General features: G+C 36.1%; 23 protein-coding genes and 1 pseudogene. 17 read left to right on the top strand and 7 right to left on the bottom strand.

Going from position 1 to position 23,162, the window contains the following annotated elements:
• Positions 1-268 precede the first annotated feature (268 nt).
• Both RBU60_RS11295 and RBU60_RS11300 read left to right on the top strand, forming a co-directional pair.
• Complete coding sequence (locus RBU60_RS11295; protein WP_308865158.1) at positions 269-1,630, top strand: DEAD/DEAH box helicase; 1,362 nt, start codon at positions 269-271, stop codon at positions 1,628-1,630.
• Positions 1,630-1,860 (top strand): VF530 family protein, encoded by a 231-nt coding sequence (locus RBU60_RS11300; protein WP_308865159.1) that lies wholly within the window; start codon positions 1,630-1,632, stop codon positions 1,858-1,860. Before RBU60_RS11295 ends, RBU60_RS11300 begins: the two co-directional genes overlap by 1 nt.
• Positions 1,861-1,927: 67 nt before the next feature.
• Here RBU60_RS11300 and RBU60_RS11305 read toward each other — a convergent pair whose 3' ends face one another.
• Positions 1,928-2,707 carry an alpha/beta hydrolase gene (locus RBU60_RS11305; protein WP_308865160.1) on the bottom strand — a complete coding sequence of 260 codons (780 nt, stop codon included), beginning with the start codon at positions 2,705-2,707 and terminating at the stop codon, positions 1,928-1,930.
• Positions 2,708-2,793: 86 nt separating this feature from the next.
• Here RBU60_RS11305 and RBU60_RS11310 point away from each other — a divergent pair, with 86 nt between their 5' ends.
• From RBU60_RS11310 to RBU60_RS11355, 10 genes are all read left to right on the top strand, one after another.
• The gene (locus RBU60_RS11310) at positions 2,794-3,279 is read left to right on the top strand and encodes a peptide-methionine (S)-S-oxide reductase (protein WP_308865161.1); all 486 of its coding nucleotides are present in this window, start codon (positions 2,794-2,796) and stop codon (positions 3,277-3,279) included.
• Positions 3,280-3,462: 183 nt separating this feature from the next.
• Positions 3,463-4,329 carry a hypothetical protein gene (locus RBU60_RS11315; protein WP_308865162.1) on the top strand — a complete coding sequence of 289 codons (867 nt, stop codon included), beginning with the start codon at positions 3,463-3,465 and terminating at the stop codon, positions 4,327-4,329.
• Positions 4,330-4,501: 172 nt separating this feature from the next.
• On the top strand, positions 4,502-4,693 hold the full coding sequence (locus RBU60_RS11320) for a cold-shock protein (RefSeq protein ID WP_111540227.1): 192 nt from the start codon (positions 4,502-4,504) through the stop codon (positions 4,691-4,693).
• Positions 4,694-5,207: 514 nt separating this feature from the next.
• Positions 5,208-6,065, top strand: coding sequence for a phospholipase A (locus RBU60_RS11325; protein WP_308865163.1), 858 nt, complete (start codon positions 5,208-5,210; stop codon positions 6,063-6,065).
• 498 nt (positions 6,066-6,563) lie between these two features.
• A complete protein-coding gene (locus tag RBU60_RS11330) occupies positions 6,564-7,907 on the top strand; it encodes a DEAD/DEAH box helicase (RefSeq protein ID WP_308865164.1) in 1,344 nt (447 codons plus the stop codon).
• A 1-nt stretch (position 7,908) separates the two neighbouring features.
• A complete protein-coding gene (locus RBU60_RS11335; RefSeq protein WP_308865165.1) occupies positions 7,909-9,222 on the top strand; it encodes a DEAD/DEAH box helicase in 1,314 nt (437 codons plus the stop codon).
• Between the two features lie 92 nt (positions 9,223-9,314).
• Positions 9,315-9,554, top strand: a complete 240-nt coding sequence (locus tag RBU60_RS11340; protein ID WP_308865166.1) for a ribbon-helix-helix domain-containing protein — start codon at positions 9,315-9,317, stop codon at positions 9,552-9,554.
• A complete protein-coding gene (locus RBU60_RS11345) occupies positions 9,547-9,834 on the top strand; it encodes a type II toxin-antitoxin system RelE/ParE family toxin (protein WP_308865167.1) in 288 nt (95 codons plus the stop codon). Before RBU60_RS11340 ends, RBU60_RS11345 begins: the two co-directional genes overlap by 8 nt.
• Positions 9,835-10,158: 324 nt before the next feature.
• The gene (locus RBU60_RS11350; RefSeq protein WP_308865168.1) at positions 10,159-11,709 is read left to right on the top strand and encodes an SDR family oxidoreductase; all 1,551 of its coding nucleotides are present in this window, start codon (positions 10,159-10,161) and stop codon (positions 11,707-11,709) included.
• A 348-nt stretch (positions 11,710-12,057) separates the two neighbouring features.
• On the top strand, positions 12,058-12,507 hold the full coding sequence (locus tag RBU60_RS11355; protein ID WP_308865169.1) for a KTSC domain-containing protein: 450 nt from the start codon (positions 12,058-12,060) through the stop codon (positions 12,505-12,507).
• A 141-nt stretch (positions 12,508-12,648) separates the two neighbouring features.
• On the opposite strand, the gene RBU60_RS11360 is transcribed toward RBU60_RS11355, so the two are convergent.
• From RBU60_RS11360 to RBU60_RS11380, 5 genes are all read right to left on the bottom strand, one after another.
• Positions 12,649-13,317, bottom strand: coding sequence for a hypothetical protein (locus RBU60_RS11360; protein WP_308865170.1), 669 nt, complete (start codon positions 13,315-13,317; stop codon positions 12,649-12,651).
• A 428-nt stretch (positions 13,318-13,745) separates the two neighbouring features.
• Entirely contained in the window at positions 13,746-14,204 is a 459-nt protein-coding gene (locus RBU60_RS11365; RefSeq protein WP_308865171.1) for a TspO/MBR family protein, read from the bottom strand.
• A gap of 31 nt (positions 14,205-14,235) precedes the next feature.
• Positions 14,236-14,364: a hypothetical protein gene (locus tag RBU60_RS11370; RefSeq protein WP_308865172.1), complete on the bottom strand. Its 129-nt coding sequence runs from the start codon at positions 14,362-14,364 to the stop codon at positions 14,236-14,238.
• Positions 14,365-14,648: 284 nt separating this feature from the next.
• The gene (locus RBU60_RS11375; protein WP_308865173.1) at positions 14,649-15,287 is read right to left on the bottom strand and encodes a thiamine phosphate synthase; all 639 of its coding nucleotides are present in this window, start codon (positions 15,285-15,287) and stop codon (positions 14,649-14,651) included.
• Between the two features lie 483 nt (positions 15,288-15,770).
• A complete protein-coding gene (locus RBU60_RS11380; RefSeq protein WP_308865174.1) occupies positions 15,771-16,391 on the bottom strand; it encodes a DEAD/DEAH box helicase in 621 nt (206 codons plus the stop codon).
• A gap of 416 nt (positions 16,392-16,807) precedes the next feature.
• Between RBU60_RS11380 and RBU60_RS11385 the strand changes: the two are divergent.
• A pseudogene (locus RBU60_RS11385) lies at positions 16,808-17,351 on the top strand (acyl-CoA dehydrogenase family protein); the annotation flags it as partial.
• An 18-nt stretch (positions 17,352-17,369) separates the two neighbouring features.
• Entirely contained in the window at positions 17,370-17,906 is a 537-nt protein-coding gene (locus RBU60_RS11390; protein WP_407660203.1) for an acyl-CoA dehydrogenase family protein, read from the top strand.
• A 305-nt stretch (positions 17,907-18,211) separates the two neighbouring features.
• On the opposite strand, the gene RBU60_RS11395 is transcribed toward RBU60_RS11390, so the two are convergent.
• The gene (locus RBU60_RS11395; protein WP_308865175.1) at positions 18,212-18,961 is read right to left on the bottom strand and encodes an arylesterase; all 750 of its coding nucleotides are present in this window, start codon (positions 18,959-18,961) and stop codon (positions 18,212-18,214) included.
• A 27-nt stretch (positions 18,962-18,988) separates the two neighbouring features.
• Here RBU60_RS11395 and RBU60_RS11400 point away from each other — a divergent pair, with 27 nt between their 5' ends.
• The 3 genes from RBU60_RS11400 to RBU60_RS11410 all read left to right on the top strand — a co-directional run bounded on the left by RBU60_RS11400 (position 18,989) and on the right by RBU60_RS11410 (position 22,971).
• Entirely contained in the window at positions 18,989-19,678 is a 690-nt protein-coding gene (locus tag RBU60_RS11400; protein WP_308865176.1) for an ABC transporter ATP-binding protein, read from the top strand.
• A 47-nt stretch (positions 19,679-19,725) separates the two neighbouring features.
• Positions 19,726-22,218 carry an ABC transporter permease gene (locus RBU60_RS11405; RefSeq protein ID WP_308865179.1) on the top strand — a complete coding sequence of 831 codons (2,493 nt, stop codon included), beginning with the start codon at positions 19,726-19,728 and terminating at the stop codon, positions 22,216-22,218.
• 324 nt (positions 22,219-22,542) lie between these two features.
• On the top strand, positions 22,543-22,971 hold the full coding sequence (locus RBU60_RS11410) for a hypothetical protein (protein ID WP_308865177.1): 429 nt from the start codon (positions 22,543-22,545) through the stop codon (positions 22,969-22,971).
• The last annotated feature ends 191 nt before the right edge of the window (positions 22,972-23,162 follow it).

Consider the following 23,162-nt stretch of genomic DNA (forward strand, 5'->3'; position numbering starts at 1 on the left):
CCTAAAGAATTCATTCTGGCGGGAAGCGGCCCGCCCGAACGTACCGCTTCGGTACGGGCAGGTCTTATATCTTAGTCGGAAACGACTAATTTTGAATACAATAGTTTTCCAATCCTGAAATCTTGAGAACTCAAATTTTCTTATTTCTTTAACTTGAACTTATGTTTTTAATAGCTCACTCAATTAATTCTGCTTATTAAAAACTAAAAATAAACGCAAAAGCACCAGATTACTTTCAAATACATTACTTTTGCAAAAAATTGAGTTAATGAGTTCTTTTGAAGATTTAAAACTTTCCAAACAATTAGGCTACGCCATTGAAGATTTGGGCTTTACCCAACCTACACCTATTCAGGAGGAAGCTTTTCCTGTGATTAAATCGGGTAGAGATGTGGTAGGAATCGCACAAACCGGTACCGGTAAAACCTTGGCTTATATGTTGCCATTGTTGCAAGATTTAAAATTTTCTAAGCAAATAAATCCGCGTATTTTGGTGATGGTTCCCACGCGAGAACTCGTGATCCAAGTGGTAGATGAGATCAATAAATTTGCCAAATACCTCAATTTACGCACCTTAGGAATTTACGGAGGCGTAAATATGAATCCTCAAAAAGAAATCCTTTTACAAGGTTGTGACATTGTCGTAGCAACTCCCGGTAGACTTTACGATTTGGCTCTGGGAAGAGCTATTCAGTTTAAATCGATTAAGAAATTAGTGATTGATGAAGTGGATGTGATGCTCGATTTAGGATTCCGTTTTCAGCTTAAAAATATATTTGAGTTGCTTCCTACAAAACGGCAAAACATCATGTTTTCGGCGACCATGACCGAAGATGTAGATGCGCTTATGGATGATTATTTTGTGAGTCCGCAGCGTATTTCTATCGCTTTAAGCGGAACACCTCTAGATAACATTTCACAAACGGTATATGCCGTTCCTAATTTTTACACCAAACTTAATTTACTTACGCAGCTTTTAGAGAATAAGGAAAACTTTCAAAAAGTATTGATTTTTGTTCCTAATAAAAAGAGCGCTGATAGAACTTTTGACGCCTTAAAGGAAGCTTTTCCAGATGAGGTTTGTGTGATTCATTCCAATAAAACTCAAAATTACAGAATAAGATCTATTCGTCAATTTGATGAAGGCGACAATCGTATTTTGGTTACGACCGATGTGATGGCGCGCGGACTCGATTTAAACGAAATCTCGCACGTCATTAATGTGGATACCCCAAAATATGCCGAAAACTATATGCACCGTATCGGAAGAACCGGACGGGCAGAGAAGGAGGGACGTTCTATTTTAATGTTTACCGAAAAGGAACAAGAGGATAAGGAAGCGATTGAAACTTTGATGGATTATCAAATTCCTGAAGAAACACTTCCCGAAACGGTAGAAATTAGTAAGCTACTTACTCCAGAGGAAAGACCCGTCATTAAAGAGCATAACAATCCTCATAAAATCGTTGACGGAGACGAACCTGGTGCTAGTTTTCACGAAAAGAAGGAGAAGAATCAAAAAACCAATCAAGGTGGTTCTTACAAAAGAGAGATTGCTAAGAAGTATAAAAAGCCAAAAACGAGGGGAGATAAAAACTACAATAAGCACAATAAAAATAAGCGGAAGTAATGGAATCTCAACCTAACAATCCCTTACACGGTGTGAAATTAGCCGATATCTTAGAGTTTTTAGTCGATCATTATGGCTGGGAAGAACTATGGAGACGCATTCGCATCAATTGTTTTCAGTCGGATCCTTCCGTAAAATCAAGTCTTAAATTTTTACGACGCACACCATGGGCTCGTGAAAAAGTGGAATGCTTGTACTTAAAGACTATCAAGAAAACTTCTAAGAAGTAACAAATCCGCGGAAGCGAAATCAACCTATTTCGTTTCCTTCATAAAACTTAGAATCTCATCATACCTCTTACTCCAAGGCCAGAAATATTGGAGTACCATAGGCACGTGTTTTTTTCTTTAAAACAATAGATTTAAGCTGTGGCTGAAATGCTTTTAGCTTCGTATAAAAATCTTGATTCGCTTCGATAATAGAAGCGTAAGATTTACTTCCCCAATACATTAATACCCGAGGCGTAGTTGCATCCATATAAGTGATTGGCGATGCTTTTTTCCAAGTTTCGGGATTTTTAGTCCAGGTGCTTAGGTAATGATTTTCGCTCGTAGGCGGATTCTTTTGTAAGTAGGAATACATATCCAATCCTGCCGCATCATTTAGAATAATTCCGGCGATATCCTTTTTATCAATCCCATAGCTATAGCTAGAATCCATCGTAGCTAATGCGACGAGATGTCCTCCAGCAGAATGTCCCGTCACGTAGATTTGTTGGGGATCGCCGCCATAATCTTCTATGTTATTCTTAATCCATAAAATACTTTTCGCTACTTCTTGCGTCATCTGCTTATAATCAGCTTGCGGACTCAACGTATACTCAGAAATTACGGTCACTACTCCTTTTTTGGCAAAATTCCTTCCTAGAAACCCATAGGTTTCTTTCTTACCGCTGTCCCAATTTCCGCCGTGAACAAATAGGAGTACAGGCTGAAGCTTCATTTTCTTTTTGGGAACAAAGATATTAGCCGTTAATTCTTTGGGAGTAGAAGTAATAAAGGGAATATCTTTGTATTTTTTTACCGCACAGCTAGAGCAGAAAAGTAAAATACTTAGGAAGCTAAAGAATAATCGCATAGAAGAAAGTTGAATCTAAAAAGTTAAAACGTCAATAGGTAAATATAGGATAAAAGCTTATCTTTTCTCTTTTCGAAAATAGATGTATGTCCCCACTTTCTAAAATAGCGCTTGGCGGAGGTTGTCATTGGTGCACCGAAGCTGTTTTCCAATCCTTAAAAGGTGTAGAAAACGTAGAGCAAGGTTTTGTGGCTTCAGGAGGAGAACATACTCGTTTTTCTGAAGCTGTTATCGTTCATTTTTATCCTAGAGAAATTTCTTTATCCCAATTAATCGAAGTGCATTTGATGACGCATAAAAGTAGTTCTTCACATCGCATGCGTTATAAATATAGGTCTGCTATTTATACATTTTCTGATTTACAAAAAGAAGAAGCTAGTCACCATCTAAATTTTTATAAGAGACAAAACCCTAAAATTATTACACAGGTGTTGAATTTTAAAGAATTTGAAACTAGCAGGGAAGAAATACAGAATTACTATTTAAAAGATCCTCAAAAACCATTTTGCGAAAGCTATATTTCACCCAAGCTGAAAAATTTAGAGAAGAATTTTAAGAATTTAATGCATTAACCCACCATAATAAATAATTTTGGGCTGCTCCGTCCGCAGCAGAGAGTTACATCTGTTAAGGTGGTTGGCGGAGAATCAATATAAAATAAATAGGGAATAAAATCCCTAAATGCCCTATTTCCATTAAATTAGGTGACGAGGAATTTCAAGAAATCAAGTTATTAACACCTTATATCGTTTAGAATGATAAAAAAACACCTACTTATTTGTTTTTTGCTTTGCGGATTTCTTAGCAGCGCTCAAAACGAATTAGAAAAAGAGATTGTTGGCGTGTACCAAAAGCGACAAGGCCCAGATGATTTTACTATGGTAGTTATTTTTCCAGATCATCGCTATATCGTCGGTTATTTTGGAGGAATGCAAAAAGGAATCTGGAAAATGGAGGGAGACTTTGTCAGCTTAACTCAAGAAACAGAACCTGCTTTTGTGCTTTACGGAAGAAAACGTAAATCTTTTGGAGAAAAAACCACGATTAGTTACAACGTAGAAGCTTCCAACCGAGTTTTGGTCAACTGGGAGTCAACCGCTAATCCAAGTTTTGTCCCGGTTTTTAATGAAGGTGCCAATTGCTTTAGTTATCCTTATGTTCAAAGCTTGAAGCAAGAAGTACAAGAATTAAAGCTTACACAATTAAGGCAAGACTATGCGGGGAGAACTCAAGACAAATCAGAAATATTCCAATTTAAAAATCCAGAAGCCTTTAATGAGTTACTACTAATTAACTTATCTTCCCAATACACCAGAGGTAAAACTCAAAAATTGCTTTTTAAGGAAGAGGAATTATTTTTAAGTCCTGATGGAGATGGAATAGCGAAGAGAGCTTTGGAAAGCTTAACCAAAGAGGATAAAGATTTTATAAGTCATTTTTCCAAAAATTCTTTATTTAAAGAGGAGCTGCGTAGGGGAGAGGAGTTTTTTCCTTACTATGAAAACCCCAAACCAGAAGAAGCACAGGTATTTCATCGCATTTCTGTAAATAAAAAAGGGAGTCAATCTATGCCTAAAGTTAAAAAAACATCTTTATTTATAGCTGAATGCGAAAAAAATTAAAATAATTTCATTTAGTAAAATGTACTGGTAACAAGGGGTAAGATGAATAAACATCTATATTTTTAACATTTTAAATTGAAATTTATATAAAATAATTAAATATTGTAGCGGGATAACAAATAAATAGACTTATATTTGTCCTAATAAATAACAATTTTTTAATTACATTACAATGAATAAAGGAACAGTAAAATTCTTCAACGACACTAAAGGATTTGGTTTTATCACAGAAGAAGGTGCGGACAAAGATCATTTTGTACACGTATCAGGATTAATCGACGAAGTTCGCGAAGGTGACGAAGTTGAATTTGATTTACAAGAAGGAAATAAAGGTTTAAATGCAGTAAACGTAAGAGTACTGTAATATATATCTCTTTAAGAAACGAGCAAAGCTCATCTTTTTAGATGGGCTTTTTTTTTGTTCTATTCTCAGATTAATTGAAGACTTTTTATTCTCGAACGTTTTCATTTATAAAATTTTACTTTCTGGTATTTCTATTTTGCGCGTTCCCCTGCGGGTAATGCTATTCGTTACAATCTTTTGACTCCCAAAAGCTCCAAAAGGATTTCCGCTACTGCCCTTAATGCAAAAAAAAGGTTACAAGGATTCTCTTTTAAAAGTAGAGACTTTCTAATTTCCGTTACTGTCCCAACTCTTGAAACCACATCGAATGAAACCACATCGAAATCAAAATTAGTAGTATTACTAGGAGTAGGGTAGCAGCTTAAAAATGATCAGGAAAATTATTTTAAGGCGTGATGAAAATTTTCTGTTTTGCCTTAATTTTTACTAGTATATTTGCGCCCTATAAATATTGATTTTCAAAAGAAATAGAAGGTATTTATTTTCAATAATTGATTCTCAATCTATTCTATATATGAAATTTAGCACTTATTTTTCTACTTTACCCTTTACCATCTTATTTGCATTGGGAATATTACCCTCCTCAGTTTCGGCACAAAAAGCATTTACTCGGCAGGAAATCAACGATTCTATTCAAGAATTACCTTATTTTTCCAATCATTTAGACAATTATTTTATGTCTGGAGTTCCCACTAATCGGACGATAAATCATAATTCTGCTAACGCCAAATACCAAATCAGTTTTAAGCAAATTTTGTCTAAGGAATCATTGCCTTATGATACCTATTTAATGCTAACATATACCCAAAAAGCATTTTGGAATGTTTTTGAAAACTCCTTGCCTTTTAGGGATCTTAATTTTCATCCTACTATTAGCTTAGGGAAGTTTGTCTTTAAGAAAAATGATGAACTTGCTGGAATTGCCACATTATCCTTTGAACATGAGTCGAATGGCCGAGATAGTATTTTTTCTAGAAGTTGGAACCGCTTGAGTTTAGGCTATACCACTAATGTTTTTAAAAATACCACTGCTAGCTTTAAAGCTTGGCTTCCTTTTGCCTATAAAGAAGGTAATCCAGATTTGCTGGATTATGTAGGAATCGCCGAAATTAAAGTTTCTCACGAATTGATACACGATAAGCTAAGTTTTGCTGTTATGGCGCGCAAAGGCTTAAAATTTAAATACGGAAATTTGCGCTCGCGGGTTTATTTTAATCCGTTTAAACGGAACATCGCCAACCAATATATTATGCTGGAATGGTATCTTGGACAAGCCGAAAGTTTGCTCGATTATCAAAAGTCTCAAAGTATGATTCGGGTAGGTTACGTGATTAAAAGTAACGAGTTTAATTGGTTTAGAGGAAAGAATTAGGTCTGTGTTATTAGAAATAAGACTAAATTAGACTTAAATGAATGCTTCGAAGATTCTAAATTATTTATGATGCATCTGACGAAAGATTTAGGTAAAATCATTTTTTAGAGGCCAGTAGTTAGTTGCTTAGATTAATGTTTAAATATAAGCTATAGGTCTGTTTGAGCGCAGTCGAAACCTACTTTTAATGTCCGAAAGGTTCTCGACTCCCCGCCAAAATGAATTCTTTCGGGCTGGCGCTCGAACTGACAATAGAATGTATTTTAAATAGATTAAAATCAATACGTTAGATTACGGTAAAAGTAGATATTTAACTACTGACTTCTAATTTTTTTCAAAAAGCAACTCCTTTTTTAGAAAATAAATATAGAAGCGTGCTTTCTTAGTTCAGTTTGTTAGATACACGGGTGTTTATGCAATCTAATTAATAAAAACAAGAACAAACCTAATTCATGGTATTTGCGGCAAAAGTGTAGTTATCTTTACAAAAAAAAATATATGTCAAAACAGTTTTCAGCGTTAGGAATTAAGGAAGAAATTCAGAAGAGCTTAGCCGAGTTACAGATTTCTGTACCTACAGATATTCAGAAAAAAACGATTCCCCTTGTTTTAAATCAGAAAGAAGATCTTGTTGTTTTAGCAAAAACGGGAACTGGGAAAACGGCTGCTTTTGGACTGCCTTTAATCCAATTGATCGATGTTGAAAACACCGGCATACAAGCATTAATACTGGCACCTACAAGAGAATTAGGACAACAAATTTATAATAATCTAGTGTCTTTTTCTACTGCGAGTCCGCAAATTGAAATCGCGTCTGTATGTGGAGGAATTCCCATTAAACCTCAAATCGAGCGTTTAAAAAACACTACACATATCGTGGTAGCTACTCCGGGACGTCTCATTGATTTGATGAAACGCAAAGCGATTGATATAAATAAACTAGACTACTTAGTTCTGGATGAAGCAGATGAGATGGTTAGCGCTTTAAAAGAAGAGGTAGAGGTCATCGTTAAAGAGATTCCGAAGGCGAGAAGAACCTTTTTGTTTACGGCGACTATGCCTGGCTACATTAAGCAACTGGTTCAAAATTATATGTCCAAACATGTGGTGCATATTGAGGCCGATATGGAAACGCTGGGTCATCAAGGAATAGATCATCAATATGTAGTCGTAGATCCTATAGAAAAGCTAGAGGTTTTACTTCACTTTTTAAGTACTAAAGAAGGAGAACGCGGAATTATATTCTGTAAAACTAAAGCTGCGGTTAATAAATTAGCCAAAAAGTTAGCGATTAATAAGTTCTCTTCGGGAGCAATACATGGAAGTTTAGCCCAACCTATTCGAGACCGAATTATGGGACAGTTTAGGGAAAGCCATATCGATATTTTAGTAGCTACCGATTTGGCAGCACGAGGTATTGATGTAAAAGAAATTTCTTATGTGGTGAATTACCATTTACCAGATACTTTTGAAGCTTACGTTCATAGAAGCGGAAGAACGGCTAGGGCAGGGGCAAAAGGATTTTCGTTAAGCATTATTCAAGACGAAGAAATAGAGGATATTCCTGAGTTTGAGAATGAATTAGGCCTAGTTTTTAAAGAATATAAAAAAGCAGATGCGCAAAGCATCGAAGAAAATAATGGCTTATTATGGGCCAAGAAAATATTTAAGACCAAACCCAATCGTGAGGTTTCTGAAGATTTTAAAGAAAAGATAAGAACCGTCTTTCATCACCTCACAAAGGAAGAACTCGTAGAAAAAATATTGGCCAATTATCTGGCACAAACCAAAACTCCAATTTCAGCTCCTGAAGGATCTAAAAAGAATAAAAAGAACGATTAGTATGGCAAATAACATGAAAACTCAGCAAGATATTTTAGAGAAATTAAATATTCATGTATTGAATCCCATGCAGGAGGAAGCGGTTTCTGTCATTGAAACCAGCAAAAATACCATCTTGTTATCTCCTACGGGAACAGGAAAAACCTTGGCATTTTTATTACCCTTATTAAATGTCTTAGATCGGAAGTCTCCAGAAGTACAAGCCTTAATCTTAGTGCCTTCAAGAGAGTTGGCCATTCAAATAGAGCAAGTAGTGCGCTCTATGGGTTCTGGTTATAAAGTAAATGCAGTCTATGGCGGCAGACCCATTTCTAAAGACAAAACAGAACTGAAACACAATCCCGCTATTTTAATAGGAACACCTGGGAGAATCTTAGATCATTTTAATAGTGATCGTTTTTCGAAAACGAGTATTAAAACCCTTATTCTAGATGAATTTGATAAATCCTTAGAAGACGGCTTTGAAGATGAAATGAAAGGTATTATCAGTCAGTTGCCAAGTCTTAAAAAACGTATTTTAACTTCAGCCACGCAGGTGATTGCTGTTCCAAAATTTGTGCAATTAGACAAACCAAAAACGATCAATTACCTCAAAGAAAAAGCAAGTTCTAAGCTAGCACTTAAAACGGTGGTTTCTCCAGATAAGAATAAACTGAAAACCTTATTGGAATTGCTAGAACATATAGGTCATGAACCTGGAATCATTTTCTGTAATCTAAAAGAAAGCATCGCTCAAGTAAGTTCTTTTCTAGAGAGAAATAACGTAAATCATGCGTGCTTCTCTGGCGGGATGGAGCAAAAAGACCGAGAACGGGCTTTAATAAAATTTAGAAATGGAACCTGTCAAGTATTAATTGCTACAGATTTGGCTGCTAGAGGAATTGATATTCCCGAAATGAAATATATTATTCATTACGAATTACCCCGACACGAAGAAGAATTTACGCATAGAAACGGGAGAACGGCAAGAGTGAATTCTAAGGGAACCGCTTATGTCTTGAAATGGAAAGACCAAGCATTACCAGAATTTATTAAAGGTAGTGCGCAAATTAATATTTCTAAGAAAGCACCTAAAAAGGCTCAATTCTGGGAAACTTTATTTATTTCTGGCGGAAGAAAAGACAAAATCTCTAAAGGCGACATTGCCGGTTTATTTTTCAAACAAGGCGAAATTCATAAAGATCAATTAGGTGTTATTGAGCTCAAACAAGATTGTACGTTTGTAGCGGTTCCGCTTAGTATTGCAGATGAATTGGTAGAGAAATTAAACAATACGAGGTTAAAGAAAAAGAAAGTAAGAATTTCTATTCTTTAAGATCTTATTGGTACCTGTATTGCAGCTCAAGAACTCAACAAACTTTTGTCTACTATTCATTTTTGGTGTAAATTTACATCAAAGTAGAAATTATGGGTAGGCAAAGTATTTCATTTACAGAACCAAACGATGACTGGTTAAAAGAGCAAGTTGAGAGTAAAGAATATTCCACTAAAAGTGAACTGGTTAACGACTTAATTAGACAAGCTAGAAAACAACAAATTCAAATTGATTGGATCAATACTAGACTGGAAAAAGCTGAACATAGTGGATTCACAAATGACAGTAAAGAACAAATATTAAGAGAATCAAAGTCTTTACTCCATGGCTAATTATAAAATTAGTAATTTGGCTAAAGAGGACTTGATAAGAATTCATCGCTATGGCGTAGAAAAATTTGGACTAAACCAAGCGGATAAATATTTTAATTCATTATTTGAGTATTTCGAGATTATAGCAAAACACCCATTTTCATTTGAATCTATTGATTTTATAAAAAAAGGCTACAGACGTTGTGTTTATGGATCTGATAGCATTTATTATAAAGTCAATAATGATATGGTGGAAATTATGGCAATAATCGGAAGACAAGATTTAAACAATATTCTTTGAACAGAGAAAAAACTGTAACGAGAAGTCTTAATTTATAATACCTTACCACTTGAAATGACATCGAGGTTGTCCAGATTGTAGGTAGGTAAAATTTTAATTTTAGTTTAGCACTTGTTCTCGACACAAAATTCTTTGCGTCTAGGCTTCAGAAATTTTACTCGAACCGACATTTAAAGAAGATGCTTCTTCCATTAAATTTCAGGAAAATACTAAAGATGAGAATATGTTATAATTATCATTTACTTTCAGAAAAACACTCGTCTTGACAGAATATAGTATTTAGAGAATAAATAAGAGCTATATTCGCGCTTTAAAATTTTATCTATGCAAGCCAGAAGTGAAGCGGAAGTGGAAACCCTAAGTCAGGAGCAGATTGACCAGTGTATCTCTATATTAGAAAATCTGAATGCCGATACGGATCAGATATTTGAAATTCCTAAGGAAAAAAGAACCGCTTTAATCAAAGCTGCTGGATTATTCTCTAGACCTAGTCGGGAAGAATTTAAACGTAGAAAGAAGGATGCTAAGAAAGCTGCCAAGCGGAAACAAGCCGCCAGAGACAAAAACGCGCGTAAAGAAACAGGAATTCGAAGTGCTCGAGAAGCGCATATTTTTGTTGCTCCCAAATTGCTAGCGGCAGCAGATCTAGAAAGTAAAGAAACTCTAGATTTAGCGACACCAAGAAATTGTTACGTATGTAAAACCTTATTCACCAAATTGCATCATTTTTACGATACCATGTGTACCGAATGCGGTGATTTTAACTACGCCAAACGTTTTCAAACCGCCGATGTAAACGGTCAAGTCGCCGTAATAACAGGCTCCCGATTAAAAATTGGTTACCACATTACCTTAATGTTATTACGTGGGGGAGCTACCGTAATTGCTACGACGCGTTTTCCTGTAGATTCTGCGATTCGGTTTTCTAAAGAAGAAGATTACCACCAGTGGAAAGATAGATTGCACATACACGGATTAGATTTAAGACATATTCCGAGTGTGGAGATCTTCTGTAATTACATCGAACAAAAATACGATCGATTAGATATTTTGATCAATAATGCTGCTCAAACGGTGAGAAGACCTGCTGGTTTCTATGCGCATTTAATGCCGAAAGAAGAACAACCCATAGAAGAACTTCCGCAAAGCGTTCAGGATTTATTAGCCGAACATTCAGATTGTTTAGGAGAGTTAAAGTCGTTTAGTTCGACCGCCTCTTCCAATAAAAATATGCCTGTCACTTGGCACGGACCAGAACCGGGAATTGGCTTAAGAGCTTCCGCAAAGCTATCACAAATTCCCTATAGTTTTGATAATACACTAGTCGCAAATGAAGCATTTCCGGAAGGAAAATTAGATGCCGATTTACAACAAGTCGATTTACGAAAAACCAACTCTTGGCGTTTAAAATTAGGCGCTATTGAAACTACAGAAATGATAGAAGTACAGCTGGTAAATTCTGTGGCGCCATTTGTTTTATGTAATCGCTTGGCGGAATTGATGAAGAAAGACAATACAGGTCAGAAACACATTATAAATGTTACTGCTATGGAAGGAAAGTTCCATCGATTTTTTAAAGAATCGCGTCATCCACATACCAATATGGCCAAAGCTGCTTTAAATATGCTTACGCATACTGCGGCAGGAGATTTAGCAAAAAACGGAATTTTTATGAATGCCGTAGATACCGGCTGGGTAACCGATGAAGATCCTGCAGAGTTGGCTAAACGAAAACAAGAACTCCATGATTTTCAGCCTCCTCTAGATATTGTAGATGGTGCTGCTCGAGTGATGGACCCATTAATAGATGGAATCAATACAGGGAAACATTGGTGTGGCAAATTTCTAAAAGATTACAGACCTATAAATTGGTAGGGATTGAAAAGCATTGCGACTGATAAAGAACCAAGATCTGACCGTACAGAAATGTACGTTCGGATGGGCCGCCTTGCTGTTAGAGTCAAGTATCAAGATTTGATTGTAACTAACTGATAATAGATATTTACACGAAATGAATGCCTAATTGAGGGTCAGCCCCAAAGAATTCATTCTGGCGGGCAGTCGAAATCTCTTTTTAAACCGAGAAGTTCTCGACTCCGCTCGAACGGACAACTTAAAGTATTATTTACTACCCCAATGTTATTAAATTAATAATTAGTTACATACAATCGTCATTCGTTTAATTTTATAGCGTACTTTCGCGCCCTCAAATAAAATTTGAATATGAAGCGTATAAATGAATATAAGAAACTCTTTGGAGTGGAAAAAGAAGTCGAATTAAAGACGTTGAAGAAGAGTTACCGTGATTTGGTAAAAGAATGGCATCCCGATAAATTCCAAGATAATGACGAGGCGAAAGAAGAAGCAGAGATTAAAAGCCGAAAAATTATTGATGGCTACCATTTTTTGGTAAGTATTGCCCCTGAAACCAAAGCTGCCAATTTAGAAGAATATACAGAAACTATTACCAATTCTGGGATTGCAGATTATCAACATAAAGGATTATTGCTAGAAATTACATTTTTAGACGGTTCTACTTATGAATATTTTGGAGTTACCAAACCTGTTTATATTAAAATGGTGAATAGCAATAAATTGAACCGTTTTGCTAAACGTACAATCTATCCTAATTATACCTATAGAAAGTCAAAACGTACACTTGAAAATGCGTAATATATTTTTTTAACTGCTGATTTTTATGTGTTTATAACTAAGTATAAACACATAAAAGTCATTGGTTATAGCTTGAATTTACTTTCAGTTTAGTAGCTCAGCCCAACCTTATAATAAAGAGGAAGTCTTTTATAGACAAGCTTAGTTAGTTTTGGCAAATAAATCTTCTTGTTTCAGTTTCTTGATAAACTCTTTAGTGAACATTCTTACCCCTTCTTGAATAAGGTAATCGGTGTCAAAAGCTTGTTTTAATTCAATCGTATTCTTCCAGATCAAATCTTCTTCTAAATCTCTTTCGCACAAGCAATACAAGCTAGAGGCTACTTGATGAATATAGAAATCTTTAAAGCCCTCTTCTTCAGAATATAAGTTTTCATTCTTCATCACATCTTCTTCAAAACTTGCAAAAATCGTATTGTAATAGCGTACAATTCCCGAATCTGAATCTCTACCTTCAACGCCAACAATCTTAGTAACCAATACGGCGTCAAAATCCTCAGAATTTAATTGTTCAATAAGTGGTTCCCAGCCTTCCAGAGTTTTTGGGATGGTTAAAAGTTGATCCCCAAAAAAGTCTATACTTCCCACAGCTTCGATTCCGTTTTTATTTAAAGTCTTAGCGAGTTTATCTTCAAAACGGGTTCTCACATCAATATTATTCCCCATACCTATCACTAAAACTTTATGATATTGTACGTCTTGCGTATCGGGTTTACGCCAATTGCTTAATTCTTTGGTAGAAGAGCAAGAGGTAAAAAGAATACATAAAGTAAATATAGCTAAGTAAGAGAAAGTAGTTTTTAAATGCATATTCTTAATTTTTTTAGATTAGGAAGGGTTCTGTCTTTTTCAAAAATAAGGATTAAGAACACAACATTATAATAAAGAAATGCTAATGTCTCCTGTGAGCATGATTATTATTTATCATTGTTGTCCGATAAAGAACCAAGACCTGCCCGTACCGAAATGATACGTTCGGGCGGGCCGCTACGCTATTAGAACCAAGATGCAAGACTTATCTGTAACTAACTGATAAAGCAATTTAAAATAAAATATCCTTTCACACTCGATAGGATTATTTTCAATAAAAGTAAGCTATCCATTATAAAGACTAGTTAGATTTCATACGTTTAAAGAGCTCGCTGCCTTTAGATTAATTTTAACTGGACACTAATGATTATTTATCTATAATTCGTGCATATGCTTATGCTAGTTGATGAGATGCATAATCTTGCAATTTAGTTTTTAATTAAAATGTAAGCATTTAAGGAAGTAGCAATCAATAGCCAAATGAAATACGGAAGGATTAAAAGTGATTTAAGCTCTAAGATAGGCCAGTAATAAAGTAGAAAAAATCCTACAACGATGGTGAGTCCGCTGATGACGAATAATCCAGCTACAAGCTGATGGTAATAAAAGAAAGTGGGATTCCAAGCTAAGTTGAGCACATACTGAAGTATTAATACCCCAAGAAGAAATTTTTTATTTTCTACCGAAGGCCATAAATAGCTTAAGTAAACACTAAAACAAATCATAATGACAGTCCAAGAAAGACCAAAAACCCAGCCTGGCGGAGTCCAAGGGGCCTTATCTAGATTTGCATGCCATTCTGAACGCGGACCTTTGCCCGCCAATAAACTCCCAGAACCGATCAGCGCAAAATTGAGTATTAGAAATATTATAAGTCGGTAAATCATTTAAATTCGTTCATAAGCTGAGTAATTTTTTTCATTCTACGATTTTGTAATCAATAGATAGTTTTCGCAAAGCTCTTAAGACAGAACTAGAACTCTTATCATCTACCTCAATGTCGACAGGATCACCTTCTAAGAGAAAACCCGTAAGTTCTATAGACAAAGCTTGATCAATATTTAATGAGATTCCTGTGATACAGTTGGCTATTTCCCTCTGATCAGGGCGTTGAGATTCACAAGACAATAAGCTTAATTTCATAGTTTTGATTTGTTCCTACAAGATACTATTTTAAAACCAGACTTGTTTGGATTGTGGAAATATCAGTTAAAAAAGAAGTTAATTCTTATACCTCAAGAAAATGGATTAAATATGTGAGTTGCTAGAAAGTTTATGGAAGTCATAAAGGATTAATCTAAAAAATCAAAAATCAAAAATCATCTCTCATATCACTTAAAGCTATGACGTTGCTCATCTGTTACAGATGCGTTTAATAACTGATTAAAGGTTCTTATCGAATTAAAATCACTCGTAATTGCTTCCGCTACTGCAACTCCAGAAATACCAGCCTCTAGAATGTCTTTTACGTCTTTGGTGGTGATGCCGCCGAAACCAATCAATGGAGTTTCAGTATGTAAGGCTTCTGTAATCAGGCTAAACCCATCTAAACCCAATAGTGTTTCTTCATTTTCTTGCGTGCTTTTAGCAAAAGAACCTAAAACAATATAATCCACTTCTTTCTCGAGTAGATCTTCACAATCTTCCAAGTTGTTTGCTGCGCCACCAATAAGTTGCCAAGTGTATAAATGCTTTCTAACCATGTTAGGGCAGGAGTCGGTTTTCTCTAAAAAGACTCCGTCTGCTTTTACTTCTTTGGCTATTTTATAGTTCGACTTCAGGATTAATCGGGTTTGAAAGTGAGATGTGATTTCTCTTGCTTCCTGCGCTAATTTTAAAAATTTCTTTTCAGATTTGTTTGTCATGCCTAATTGCACTAATTCTGCGCCAGCAGTACATGCTTCTTGGATGTTTTCCAGATGCTCTTTCGGAGAGTTTCCTTGAGAAATATAGTGTAGTTTAGGGATCATCGTGTCTAGTTTGGAGTTTTTATTTAAATCATTATTGTTGGTAAAGATACAAGACCGCTTCGCTTTTAGAACCAAGAATCAAGACTTGATTGTAACTAACTGAAAAAAATAGGAAACTTTATTTTAAATGCTCTTGAATCTCACGGGTGAAAATATTCTTTCTAATCTAAGAAAATTTCATTCAGATACTCATAATTTTAAATCATCAGTATCTGGTTAAAATATTTTAGAATGTGCTTAAGTCAATTATAGCAAGTAATAAAGGTGTTTTTTGGTGGGAGACCCTTGCTTTTGTGTTGCGTTTTATTTTAAAATTTATCATAGATGTATATTAAAAAAAAAATGATAGTCAGTATATTACAGATTAAATCTTACGTCTATTATCTTTTAGCGCCCGCCCGGATGATACGTTCGGACGGGCCAGCCCGAAAGAATTCATTCTGGCAGGAAGCGGTCTTATGTCTTAGTCGGACACGACTAATTTTAAATACTAATTATCTTCGAGTATTCCATAAAATAATTCTCAAAGCGCTTTAGTTTGGGAGCTAATTTTTCAGAATAAAGCACATATTGGCATTTTTTAATACTCTGCGTAATCGACAATAACGCGGCGTAATCTGATTGTTGAGATAGAAATTCGGCGTCATCTATGCTAAAGATCTTTAATTCTGCCGTGTTGACTCCGTTTAATAAAAACAACTTATTCATATTCTTTGGCGTAGAAATAAGAATATCTAATCCTTCCAATATTTCTGATTTCTGCAAATCGATATGCATCTTTTCGTAAGCCACATAAACACGTAGCGAATTGTACTTCGTATAGGCTAAAAATTGATCATAGAGCTCTAAAGCTTTTTCCTTATTCTCAACCAGAACAATAGCTCTTGGAGCATCGCCCACCGCCTCACATTTTAATTTTTGTAAGGTCGTAAGGATAAGCGTGGTCGTTTTTCCACTTTCTTTTGGGGCAGTGCAAAAGAGATTAGATCCACTTTTAATCACAGGAATACTACTGCTTTGAACCGGAGTAGGAGTAGTTATTTCTAAAGATTCTAATTTTTCTAGAATATTAGGATGTAATTTTTTAAAAGGCTTCGGAAACATAGAGGTAATCGTTTAAAGTAATAGCTATCTATTGCCTACAAATATACAACCTGTAAACGATTTATAGAGAGGGAACCTATTTTTCTGCTGAAAAGAAATTGGTAAGAGGTATAATCAAGAATGCAGATAGTATCCATATTCAAATTTAATATTTTATTGACATGTAGATGATTTAAAAATTGAATTGTAATACTAATTTTAAAACGCTTCTGCAGAATTTTCTAGTTGAATAAACTTACGTGAAACAGCCTAATTTATAACTACTTGAATTTGAAACTTTACTCGAAACAGCGTAAAAATTAGGTAGCTTATTCTTAAATTGTATTCTATTTCATCAATAAACCATCCCTATGTTACAGAATGTTTTATTAACCCGCGAGATATACGCTTCTGAAGAGCATAAAATGATGCGAGAAATGATTCAGGATTTCATCAAGAATGAAATTATAGATCATATCGATGCTTGGGAAAAGAAGGGCATGGTAAGCCGAGAAATTTGGGAACGTGCGGGAGAATTGGGTTTACTCTATGGATATGCCTACAGCATATGGAGGAAGTGGTTTAGATTTCAGCTTTAATGCCTTATTTATTGAGGAAATGGGAAAGAAAGGAATCAGCCGACCTGGGTTTTCATTGCATTCAGATATTGTGGCGCCTTATCTTTTAAAATACGGTACCGAAGCGCAGAAACAAAAATACCTTCCTCCCATGGCTACGGGAAAACTCATTACTTCCATCGGGATGACCGAACCCAACTGTGGGAGCGATCTCCAAGCCATCACCACATCTGCGGTAGATAAAGGAGATCATTATGTGGTGAACGGACAAAAAACCTTTATCACCAACGGCTTTATGAGTGATATGTCTATCGTGGCCGTAAAAACCAATCTTGGAACCGAAGAAGAGGGCGTGTCTTTATTAATTATGGAAAGCGATGCTGAAGGTTTTGAAAAAGGAACCCCATTCAAGAAAATAGGAATGAAATCCCAAGATACCTGTGAGCTCTTTTTTGATGATGTAAAAGTACCAAAAGAAAATTTATTGGGAGAAGAAGGAAAAGGTTTTAAGATTATGATGACAGAATTGGCTAGAGAGCGTTTATCTGTCGCGCTAAATGCTATTGGCGGAGCAGAAGGAGCCATAGAGAATACGATGGAATATACTTCTACAAGAACTGCTTTTAAACAACCCATCGCTAGCTTTCAAAACACTCAATTTAAACTGGCAGAATGTGCTACCCAATTACAATTACATCAAGCTTTTTTAGATCGCTGTACTCAATTATTATCCAATCATCAGCTCACGGCAGAAAGCGCTTCTATAGCGAAATTTTCTGCCACAGAAATGCATGGAAAAGTAGTGGATGAATGCTTGCAGTTATTTGGAGGTTACGGCTACATTTGGGATTATCCCATTGCTAGAATGTATGCAGATAATCGAGTGGCTAGAATTTATGCCCGTACCAATGAGATTATGAAAGTATTAATTGCTCGGAGGTTGTTTAAAGAGTTGTAGAAAATTAGACGCTAAACCCGCTTCGCTGTTAGAATATAGAGTATAGACTTGATGGTGACTAAGCAGAAAGTCTTAGATGTTGAAATAAAACGAAATTGCGACTGTTGATGTTGTTGAGAAACAAATCCTTCGTTCATACTTAAGGGATCAAACGTGGTATTTTCCCTAAAAAATGAGGAGTAGGGCCCGTCTGAACGAATTTCTTCGAGCAGGGGGTGTAAAAAAATAAAACAGTATCAATTTATGTTAGTGAAAAATTGATAGTTTACTAATCAATTCTGCAAATAACAGAGCCTTCATGGGGTTTAAGATTCCTTTTCAACTACTGTTGAAAGCACTTCCCAAACATTTTCAGCGACTATTTTATGTCCTTCCACATTGGGGTGAATCCCATCATTCTGATTCAATTCCTTAACTCCGCCTACATTTTCTAAGATAAATGGAATAAAAGTAAGTTCGTTTTCTTCGGCTAAATCATAGAAAATGGCTTTAAAATTGGAGGTATACTCCTGTCCCATATTCGGAGGCATTTGCATTCCTGCCAGAATAATTTTAGTTTGCGGACTCTTAAGTTGAACCGCATCAATAATGGCTTGTAGATTGGCTCTGGTTTCAGATAATGCAACACCGCGCAGACCATCGTTAGCACCAAGTTCTAACACAAAAATATCAATATCTTGTTTGAGTACCCATGCGATTCTACTTTTTCCGCCAGCGCTAGTTTCTCCGCTCAATCCAGAATTAATTACTTCATAATCCAAGCCTAAAGAATCAATTTTGGACTCAATTAAAGTTGGGAAAGCTTCAGTCGTATCTTCTAGGCCATAGCCAGCGGTAATGCTGTCTCCAAAAAACAAGATGGTTTTACTAGTGGTGGTTTGCGAAACTTCACTTTCAGAATTAACTGTATTCTCTTCTTCTTTCTCTTGAGAGTTCATTTTATCACCACAAGAAACAATCACCAATGCCATCAAGAAATAACAAAACTTTAATAGGTTTCGATGCTTAGAAATCACGCTTTTAAAGAGCGATTGTGTAGTTTTGAGCTTCAGCATAAGTTCTGTAATGATTATAAAAATTAGATGGCAAAGATATTAAAGATTAACGGGTTAGAAAAGACTTATAAGAGCGGTTCTAAACAATTAACAGTCCTTCATGATATTTCTTTTGAAGTTGAAAAAGGACAGACTTTTTCTATCGTGGGGCCTTCTGGTAGCGGAAAAACTACCTTATTAGGATTATGTGCGGGTCTGGACGAACCCAATGCCGGCAGTGTAGACTTATGTGGTTACACATTGAATACACTTAATGAAGATGAACGCGCGCAATTGCGCAACCAAGAAGTGGGGTTTATTTTTCAGAATTTCCAGTTGTTACCCACCTTAACAGCGCTCGAAAATGTGAGTGTTCCTTTAGAGTTACAAGGTGCCAAAGATGCCGCGACTCGAGCTAAGGAGTTATTAGAAAAAGTAGGTTTGGGAGATCGCGTACAGCATTATCCTTCCCAATTGTCTGGAGGCGAGCAGCAACGCGTAGCTTTGGCAAGAGCTTTCTCCAATAGACCCTCAATTTTATTTGCCGATGAACCTACGGGGAATTTAGATGAAGAAACGGGAGAAAAAGTGATTCAGTTGCTGTTAGATCTCAATAAAGATGCAGGAACTACACTCGTCATTATTACCCACGATTTAGATTTAGCCGCAAGAACTCAGCAAATCTTGACCTTAAAAGGCGGACAGATTTTAACAAACGAAACCACGGCAACCTCTTGAGCAATTCCCCACTAACATCTAAAAACAATACTGCTTGGCTCTTTAAAATGGCTTGGCGTGACGCTAAAGCAAGTAGAGTGCGTTTGCTGCTCTTTATGGCTTCTATTATCTTGGGAATTGCCGCTGTAGTTTCCATACAATTATTCAGTGAGAATCTTACGAACAACATTCAGTTGCAATCCAAATCCTTGATGGGTGCCGATTTTATTATCAAAAGCAAACAGCTTCCTTCAGCGAATGCGCAAAGGCTTATAGATTCTTTACAACCCGATGCTTCTGAAGTTAGGTTTGTGTCCATGATTGCTTTCCCAAAAAATGAGGGTACCAAGTTAGTCCGTGTACGGGGATTAGAAGGTGATTTTCCTTTTTATGGCGACTTGGAAACCACACCAACGGCGGCAGCATCTCAATACCAATCTTCTGGCGGCGCTTTGGTAGATGCCACTTTGTTGTTGCAATACAGTATTAAACCTGGAGATTCCATCAAAATTGGGGAAATCACGCTTCCTATCGCTGGCGCATTGCAGGCGATTCCGGGCAATAATGCTATTTCAAGCTCTGTTGCGCCCTTAGTGGTGATTCCGAATCGATTTATAGAGGCTACCGAACTTTTACAGTTTGGAAGCAGAAGGGAATATCAGTTTTTTTACCAACAACCCGAGGTAGATTTAGAGCGATTGGAAGAGCGTTTGGAACCTAGACTCGAATTAGAAGACGCTGGTTTAGACACCCATATCAGTACCAGTAAAAGGTTGGGTCGTCGCTATGAAAATGTAGGTTCGTTTTTAAACCTCACCGCCTTTATTGCCTTATTGCTAGGCTGTGTGGGAATTGCCAGTTCGGTCAATATTTACATCAAGGAAAAAATTAAGGCCATCGCCGTCTTAAAATGTTTGGGCGCCTCTAGAAAACAAAGCTTTTTGATTTTTTTAATCCAAATTGCAGGGATTGGGCTTTTAGGAGGTTTTATAGGAACGGCTTTAGGAATAGGACTTCAGGAGCTTTTTCCTTATCTTCTCAAAGAATTTTTTCCTTTTGATTTACAAATAAGCATCACGGCACAACCTATACTGATGGGAATTTTTCTAGGCTTGGTGATGTTGGTGTTATTTGCCTTATTGCCCTTATTACGCACTTGGTATGTGTCGCCTTTAGAGGTGTTACGCTTTAGCGGAACTACCTTTACGGAATCAAAAAAAGCACGCTATATGGCGATTGGCATTCTCGTCTTATTTTTATATGGGTTCTCTTTTTGGCTGCTTAAAGATGCATTGTTTGCGTTGGCTTTTATTCTTGGTGTTTTGGTGACTTTTGCGGTGTTGGCAGGGATTGCAACCCTTAGCATGAAACTTGTTAAAAAGTACTTTCCTAAAGGAGCGCATTTTACAACCCGCCAAAGTTTACTCAATTTATTTAGACCTAATAATCAGACTGTTGTATTGTTGGTGGCTATTGGGTTGGGGACTTTTCTAATTAGTACGCTATATTTTACCAAAGATATTTTACTGGATAAAACCGAATTAGGCCAAACCTCCCAAAGTGCCAATCTCATCACTTTAGATGTACAGCCTGACCAAATAGGGGAGGTGGCGGCCACTTTTAAGACGAATGATTTACCAGTGATAGATAATATTCCGTTAGTGACGATGCGAATGCACAGCATAAAAAATGAGCTGGTAAATACTTTGCGAATCGACAGTACCACGCAAGTAAAAGAGTGGATTTTAAATCACGAATTTAGAACGACGTACCGCAGTGAACTCATTAATTCTGAAGAGATTATAGAAGGCGAGTGGGTGGCGTCTCAACAAGAAGGGAAGGTCGTACAAATTTCCATTTCAGATAATTTGGCGGAAGATGCTCAGGTGGGCGTTGGAGATGTAATCGTTTTTAATGTACAAGGCGTACAAATGGAAACAGTGGTAACAAGCATTAGAAAAGTAGATTGGGCCAACCTACAACTCAATTTTAGCATCGTCTTTCCTAAAGGCGTTTTAGAAAACGCGCCGCAATTTAATGTGTTAACGACCTATGCCGCCACCGAAGAAAAGTCGGCGGGACTGCAACGCGATTTGGTTAGCAAATTCCCCAATGTATCGGTGATTGATTTAAGACAAGTCTACACCGTCGTGGAAGGAATCTTGGACAAGGTATCGTGGGTGATCAATTTTATGGCCTTTTTTAGCATCCTCACAGGAATTATTGTGTTGATAGGTTCTGTGCGAACCAGTAAATACCAACGCATCAAGGAAAGCGTATTATTGCGGACTTTAGGTGCCAAGAATAAACAAATCTTAAGTATTACGGCCTTAGAATATATTTTCTTAGGGGTTTTGGGTAGCCTTGTCGGAATTATTCTCGCACTATTCAGTAGCTTTTTATTGGCGGTTTTTGTGTTTGAAGAAGCTTTTGTGCCGTCGTTCATTCCGTTTTTAGTGTTTATCCCCGGAATTTCCTTATTGGTATTAGCCATTGGACTCAGTAATATTCGCGAAGTTTTAAAAAGCTCGCCCTTGGAAGTTTTACGTAAAACGAATTAGAAAAATGAGAATTTAAGATTGGAGATTTTTGATTGTGGATTTAAGATTTTTGAGATTGACGAGGGGATAGGTGGTCGTAAATACTGAATAATGAACACTCAATACTCAACATACCGCGTGTCACCTGTTCTGATCTTGTTTTTGATGCTTAATATATTTTTATTTTTCAATAATTTCGGATAATAGAGAGCAAAAATAAACTTGCATCTCAACTTTTATTTTTGTAATATAAATAACTCTGTTCCAAAACAATAGAACAACTTCATTTTCTCTTTCGTATCTCTGCAGTACGCAATTAAAGCTACTCCCAATTTTTTATAAAATATGAATACACACACGTCTAAAAGAGAAACAAGCGTAACACTTTTAATTACAGAAGCCATCAAAACCATGCATTTACCTAGCATAAAAAAGCATTTGATTGCACTTGATCTAGAGCACAGAGATGACATTAAAGAATTGCTAAATGACTTAAAACCTATTTTTAAGGCTTGGCAAAAAGAAGATCAAAATTCTCAATTAGTAGGGGAGGTATTAACCCGAGAGAGTAGGTGTATAGCCTGTATTTTTGGTAAACAAATTATTCGGTTTGATTTTAGTTACAAGCATAAATCAGCTCCTGCTCCAGAAAATCAAATTGTTTATACCCAAAGTTTTGGGATACGCATCGAAGAGAAAAACGATCACCTACAACATATTCAAGTTTGTAATGCCTTTCTTAATATAACAGAAATGGAAAGTTTTAAAGATTAAATGGTGAAGTAATTTCGACGGCCGAGTCAGTTAATTACTGACTAATCTTTAATAAATTTCGAAAGTTGTATCCTTAAATTTTCTCTTTTTTTCTCCAATCTTACTTTTACAATTGCTAGATTCAAGTAATAAACGCAACTTCTGTGTTAAACAAAATTTTGTCCATCATTTCTAATGGTGTATCAAATTTA

The sequence above is a fragment of the Mesonia profundi genome, assembly GCF_031085155.1.
Taxonomy (GTDB): Bacteria; Bacteroidota; Bacteroidia; order Flavobacteriales; family Flavobacteriaceae; genus Mesonia; species Mesonia profundi.

Bases quoted from the DNA above. Each gene is read 5' to 3' on its own strand.
- RBU60_RS11295 (WP_308865158.1), top strand. From the start codon at position 269: ATGAGTTCTTTTGAAGATTTAAAACTTTCCAAACAATTAGGCTACGCC.
- RBU60_RS11395 (WP_308865175.1), bottom strand. From the start codon at position 18,961: ATGCTGAAGCTCAAAACTACACAATCGCTCTTTAAAAGCGTGATTTCT.
- RBU60_RS11390 (WP_407660203.1), top strand. From the start codon at position 17,370: ATGAAATCCCAAGATACCTGTGAGCTCTTTTTTGATGATGTAAAAGTA.
- RBU60_RS11360 (WP_308865170.1), bottom strand. From the start codon at position 13,317: ATGCATTTAAAAACTACTTTCTCTTACTTAGCTATATTTACTTTATGT.
- RBU60_RS11375 (WP_308865173.1), bottom strand. From the start codon at position 15,287: ATGATCCCTAAACTACACTATATTTCTCAAGGAAACTCTCCGAAAGAG.
- RBU60_RS11410 (WP_308865177.1), top strand. From the start codon at position 22,543: ATGAATACACACACGTCTAAAAGAGAAACAAGCGTAACACTTTTAATT.
- RBU60_RS11350 (WP_308865168.1), top strand. From the start codon at position 10,159: ATGCAAGCCAGAAGTGAAGCGGAAGTGGAAACCCTAAGTCAGGAGCAG.
- RBU60_RS11330 (WP_308865164.1), top strand. From the start codon at position 6,564: ATGTCAAAACAGTTTTCAGCGTTAGGAATTAAGGAAGAAATTCAGAAG.
- RBU60_RS11315 (WP_308865162.1), top strand. From the start codon at position 3,463: ATGATAAAAAAACACCTACTTATTTGTTTTTTGCTTTGCGGATTTCTT.
- RBU60_RS11300 (WP_308865159.1), top strand. From the start codon at position 1,630: ATGGAATCTCAACCTAACAATCCCTTACACGGTGTGAAATTAGCCGAT.
- RBU60_RS11325 (WP_308865163.1), top strand. From the start codon at position 5,208: ATGAAATTTAGCACTTATTTTTCTACTTTACCCTTTACCATCTTATTT.
- RBU60_RS11355 (WP_308865169.1), top strand. From the start codon at position 12,058: ATGAAGCGTATAAATGAATATAAGAAACTCTTTGGAGTGGAAAAAGAA.
- RBU60_RS11345 (WP_308865167.1), top strand. From the start codon at position 9,547: ATGGCTAATTATAAAATTAGTAATTTGGCTAAAGAGGACTTGATAAGA.
- RBU60_RS11310 (WP_308865161.1), top strand. From the start codon at position 2,794: ATGTCCCCACTTTCTAAAATAGCGCTTGGCGGAGGTTGTCATTGGTGC.
- RBU60_RS11380 (WP_308865174.1), bottom strand. From the start codon at position 16,391: ATGTTTCCGAAGCCTTTTAAAAAATTACATCCTAATATTCTAGAAAAA.
- RBU60_RS11340 (WP_308865166.1), top strand. From the start codon at position 9,315: ATGGGTAGGCAAAGTATTTCATTTACAGAACCAAACGATGACTGGTTA.
- RBU60_RS11305 (WP_308865160.1), bottom strand. From the start codon at position 2,707: ATGCGATTATTCTTTAGCTTCCTAAGTATTTTACTTTTCTGCTCTAGC.
- RBU60_RS11335 (WP_308865165.1), top strand. From the start codon at position 7,909: ATGGCAAATAACATGAAAACTCAGCAAGATATTTTAGAGAAATTAAAT.
- RBU60_RS11365 (WP_308865171.1), bottom strand. From the start codon at position 14,204: ATGATTTACCGACTTATAATATTTCTAATACTCAATTTTGCGCTGATC.
- RBU60_RS11405 (WP_308865179.1), top strand. From the start codon at position 19,726: ATGGCTTGGCGTGACGCTAAAGCAAGTAGAGTGCGTTTGCTGCTCTTT.
- RBU60_RS11320 (WP_111540227.1), top strand. From the start codon at position 4,502: ATGAATAAAGGAACAGTAAAATTCTTCAACGACACTAAAGGATTTGGT.
- RBU60_RS11400 (WP_308865176.1), top strand. From the start codon at position 18,989: ATGGCAAAGATATTAAAGATTAACGGGTTAGAAAAGACTTATAAGAGC.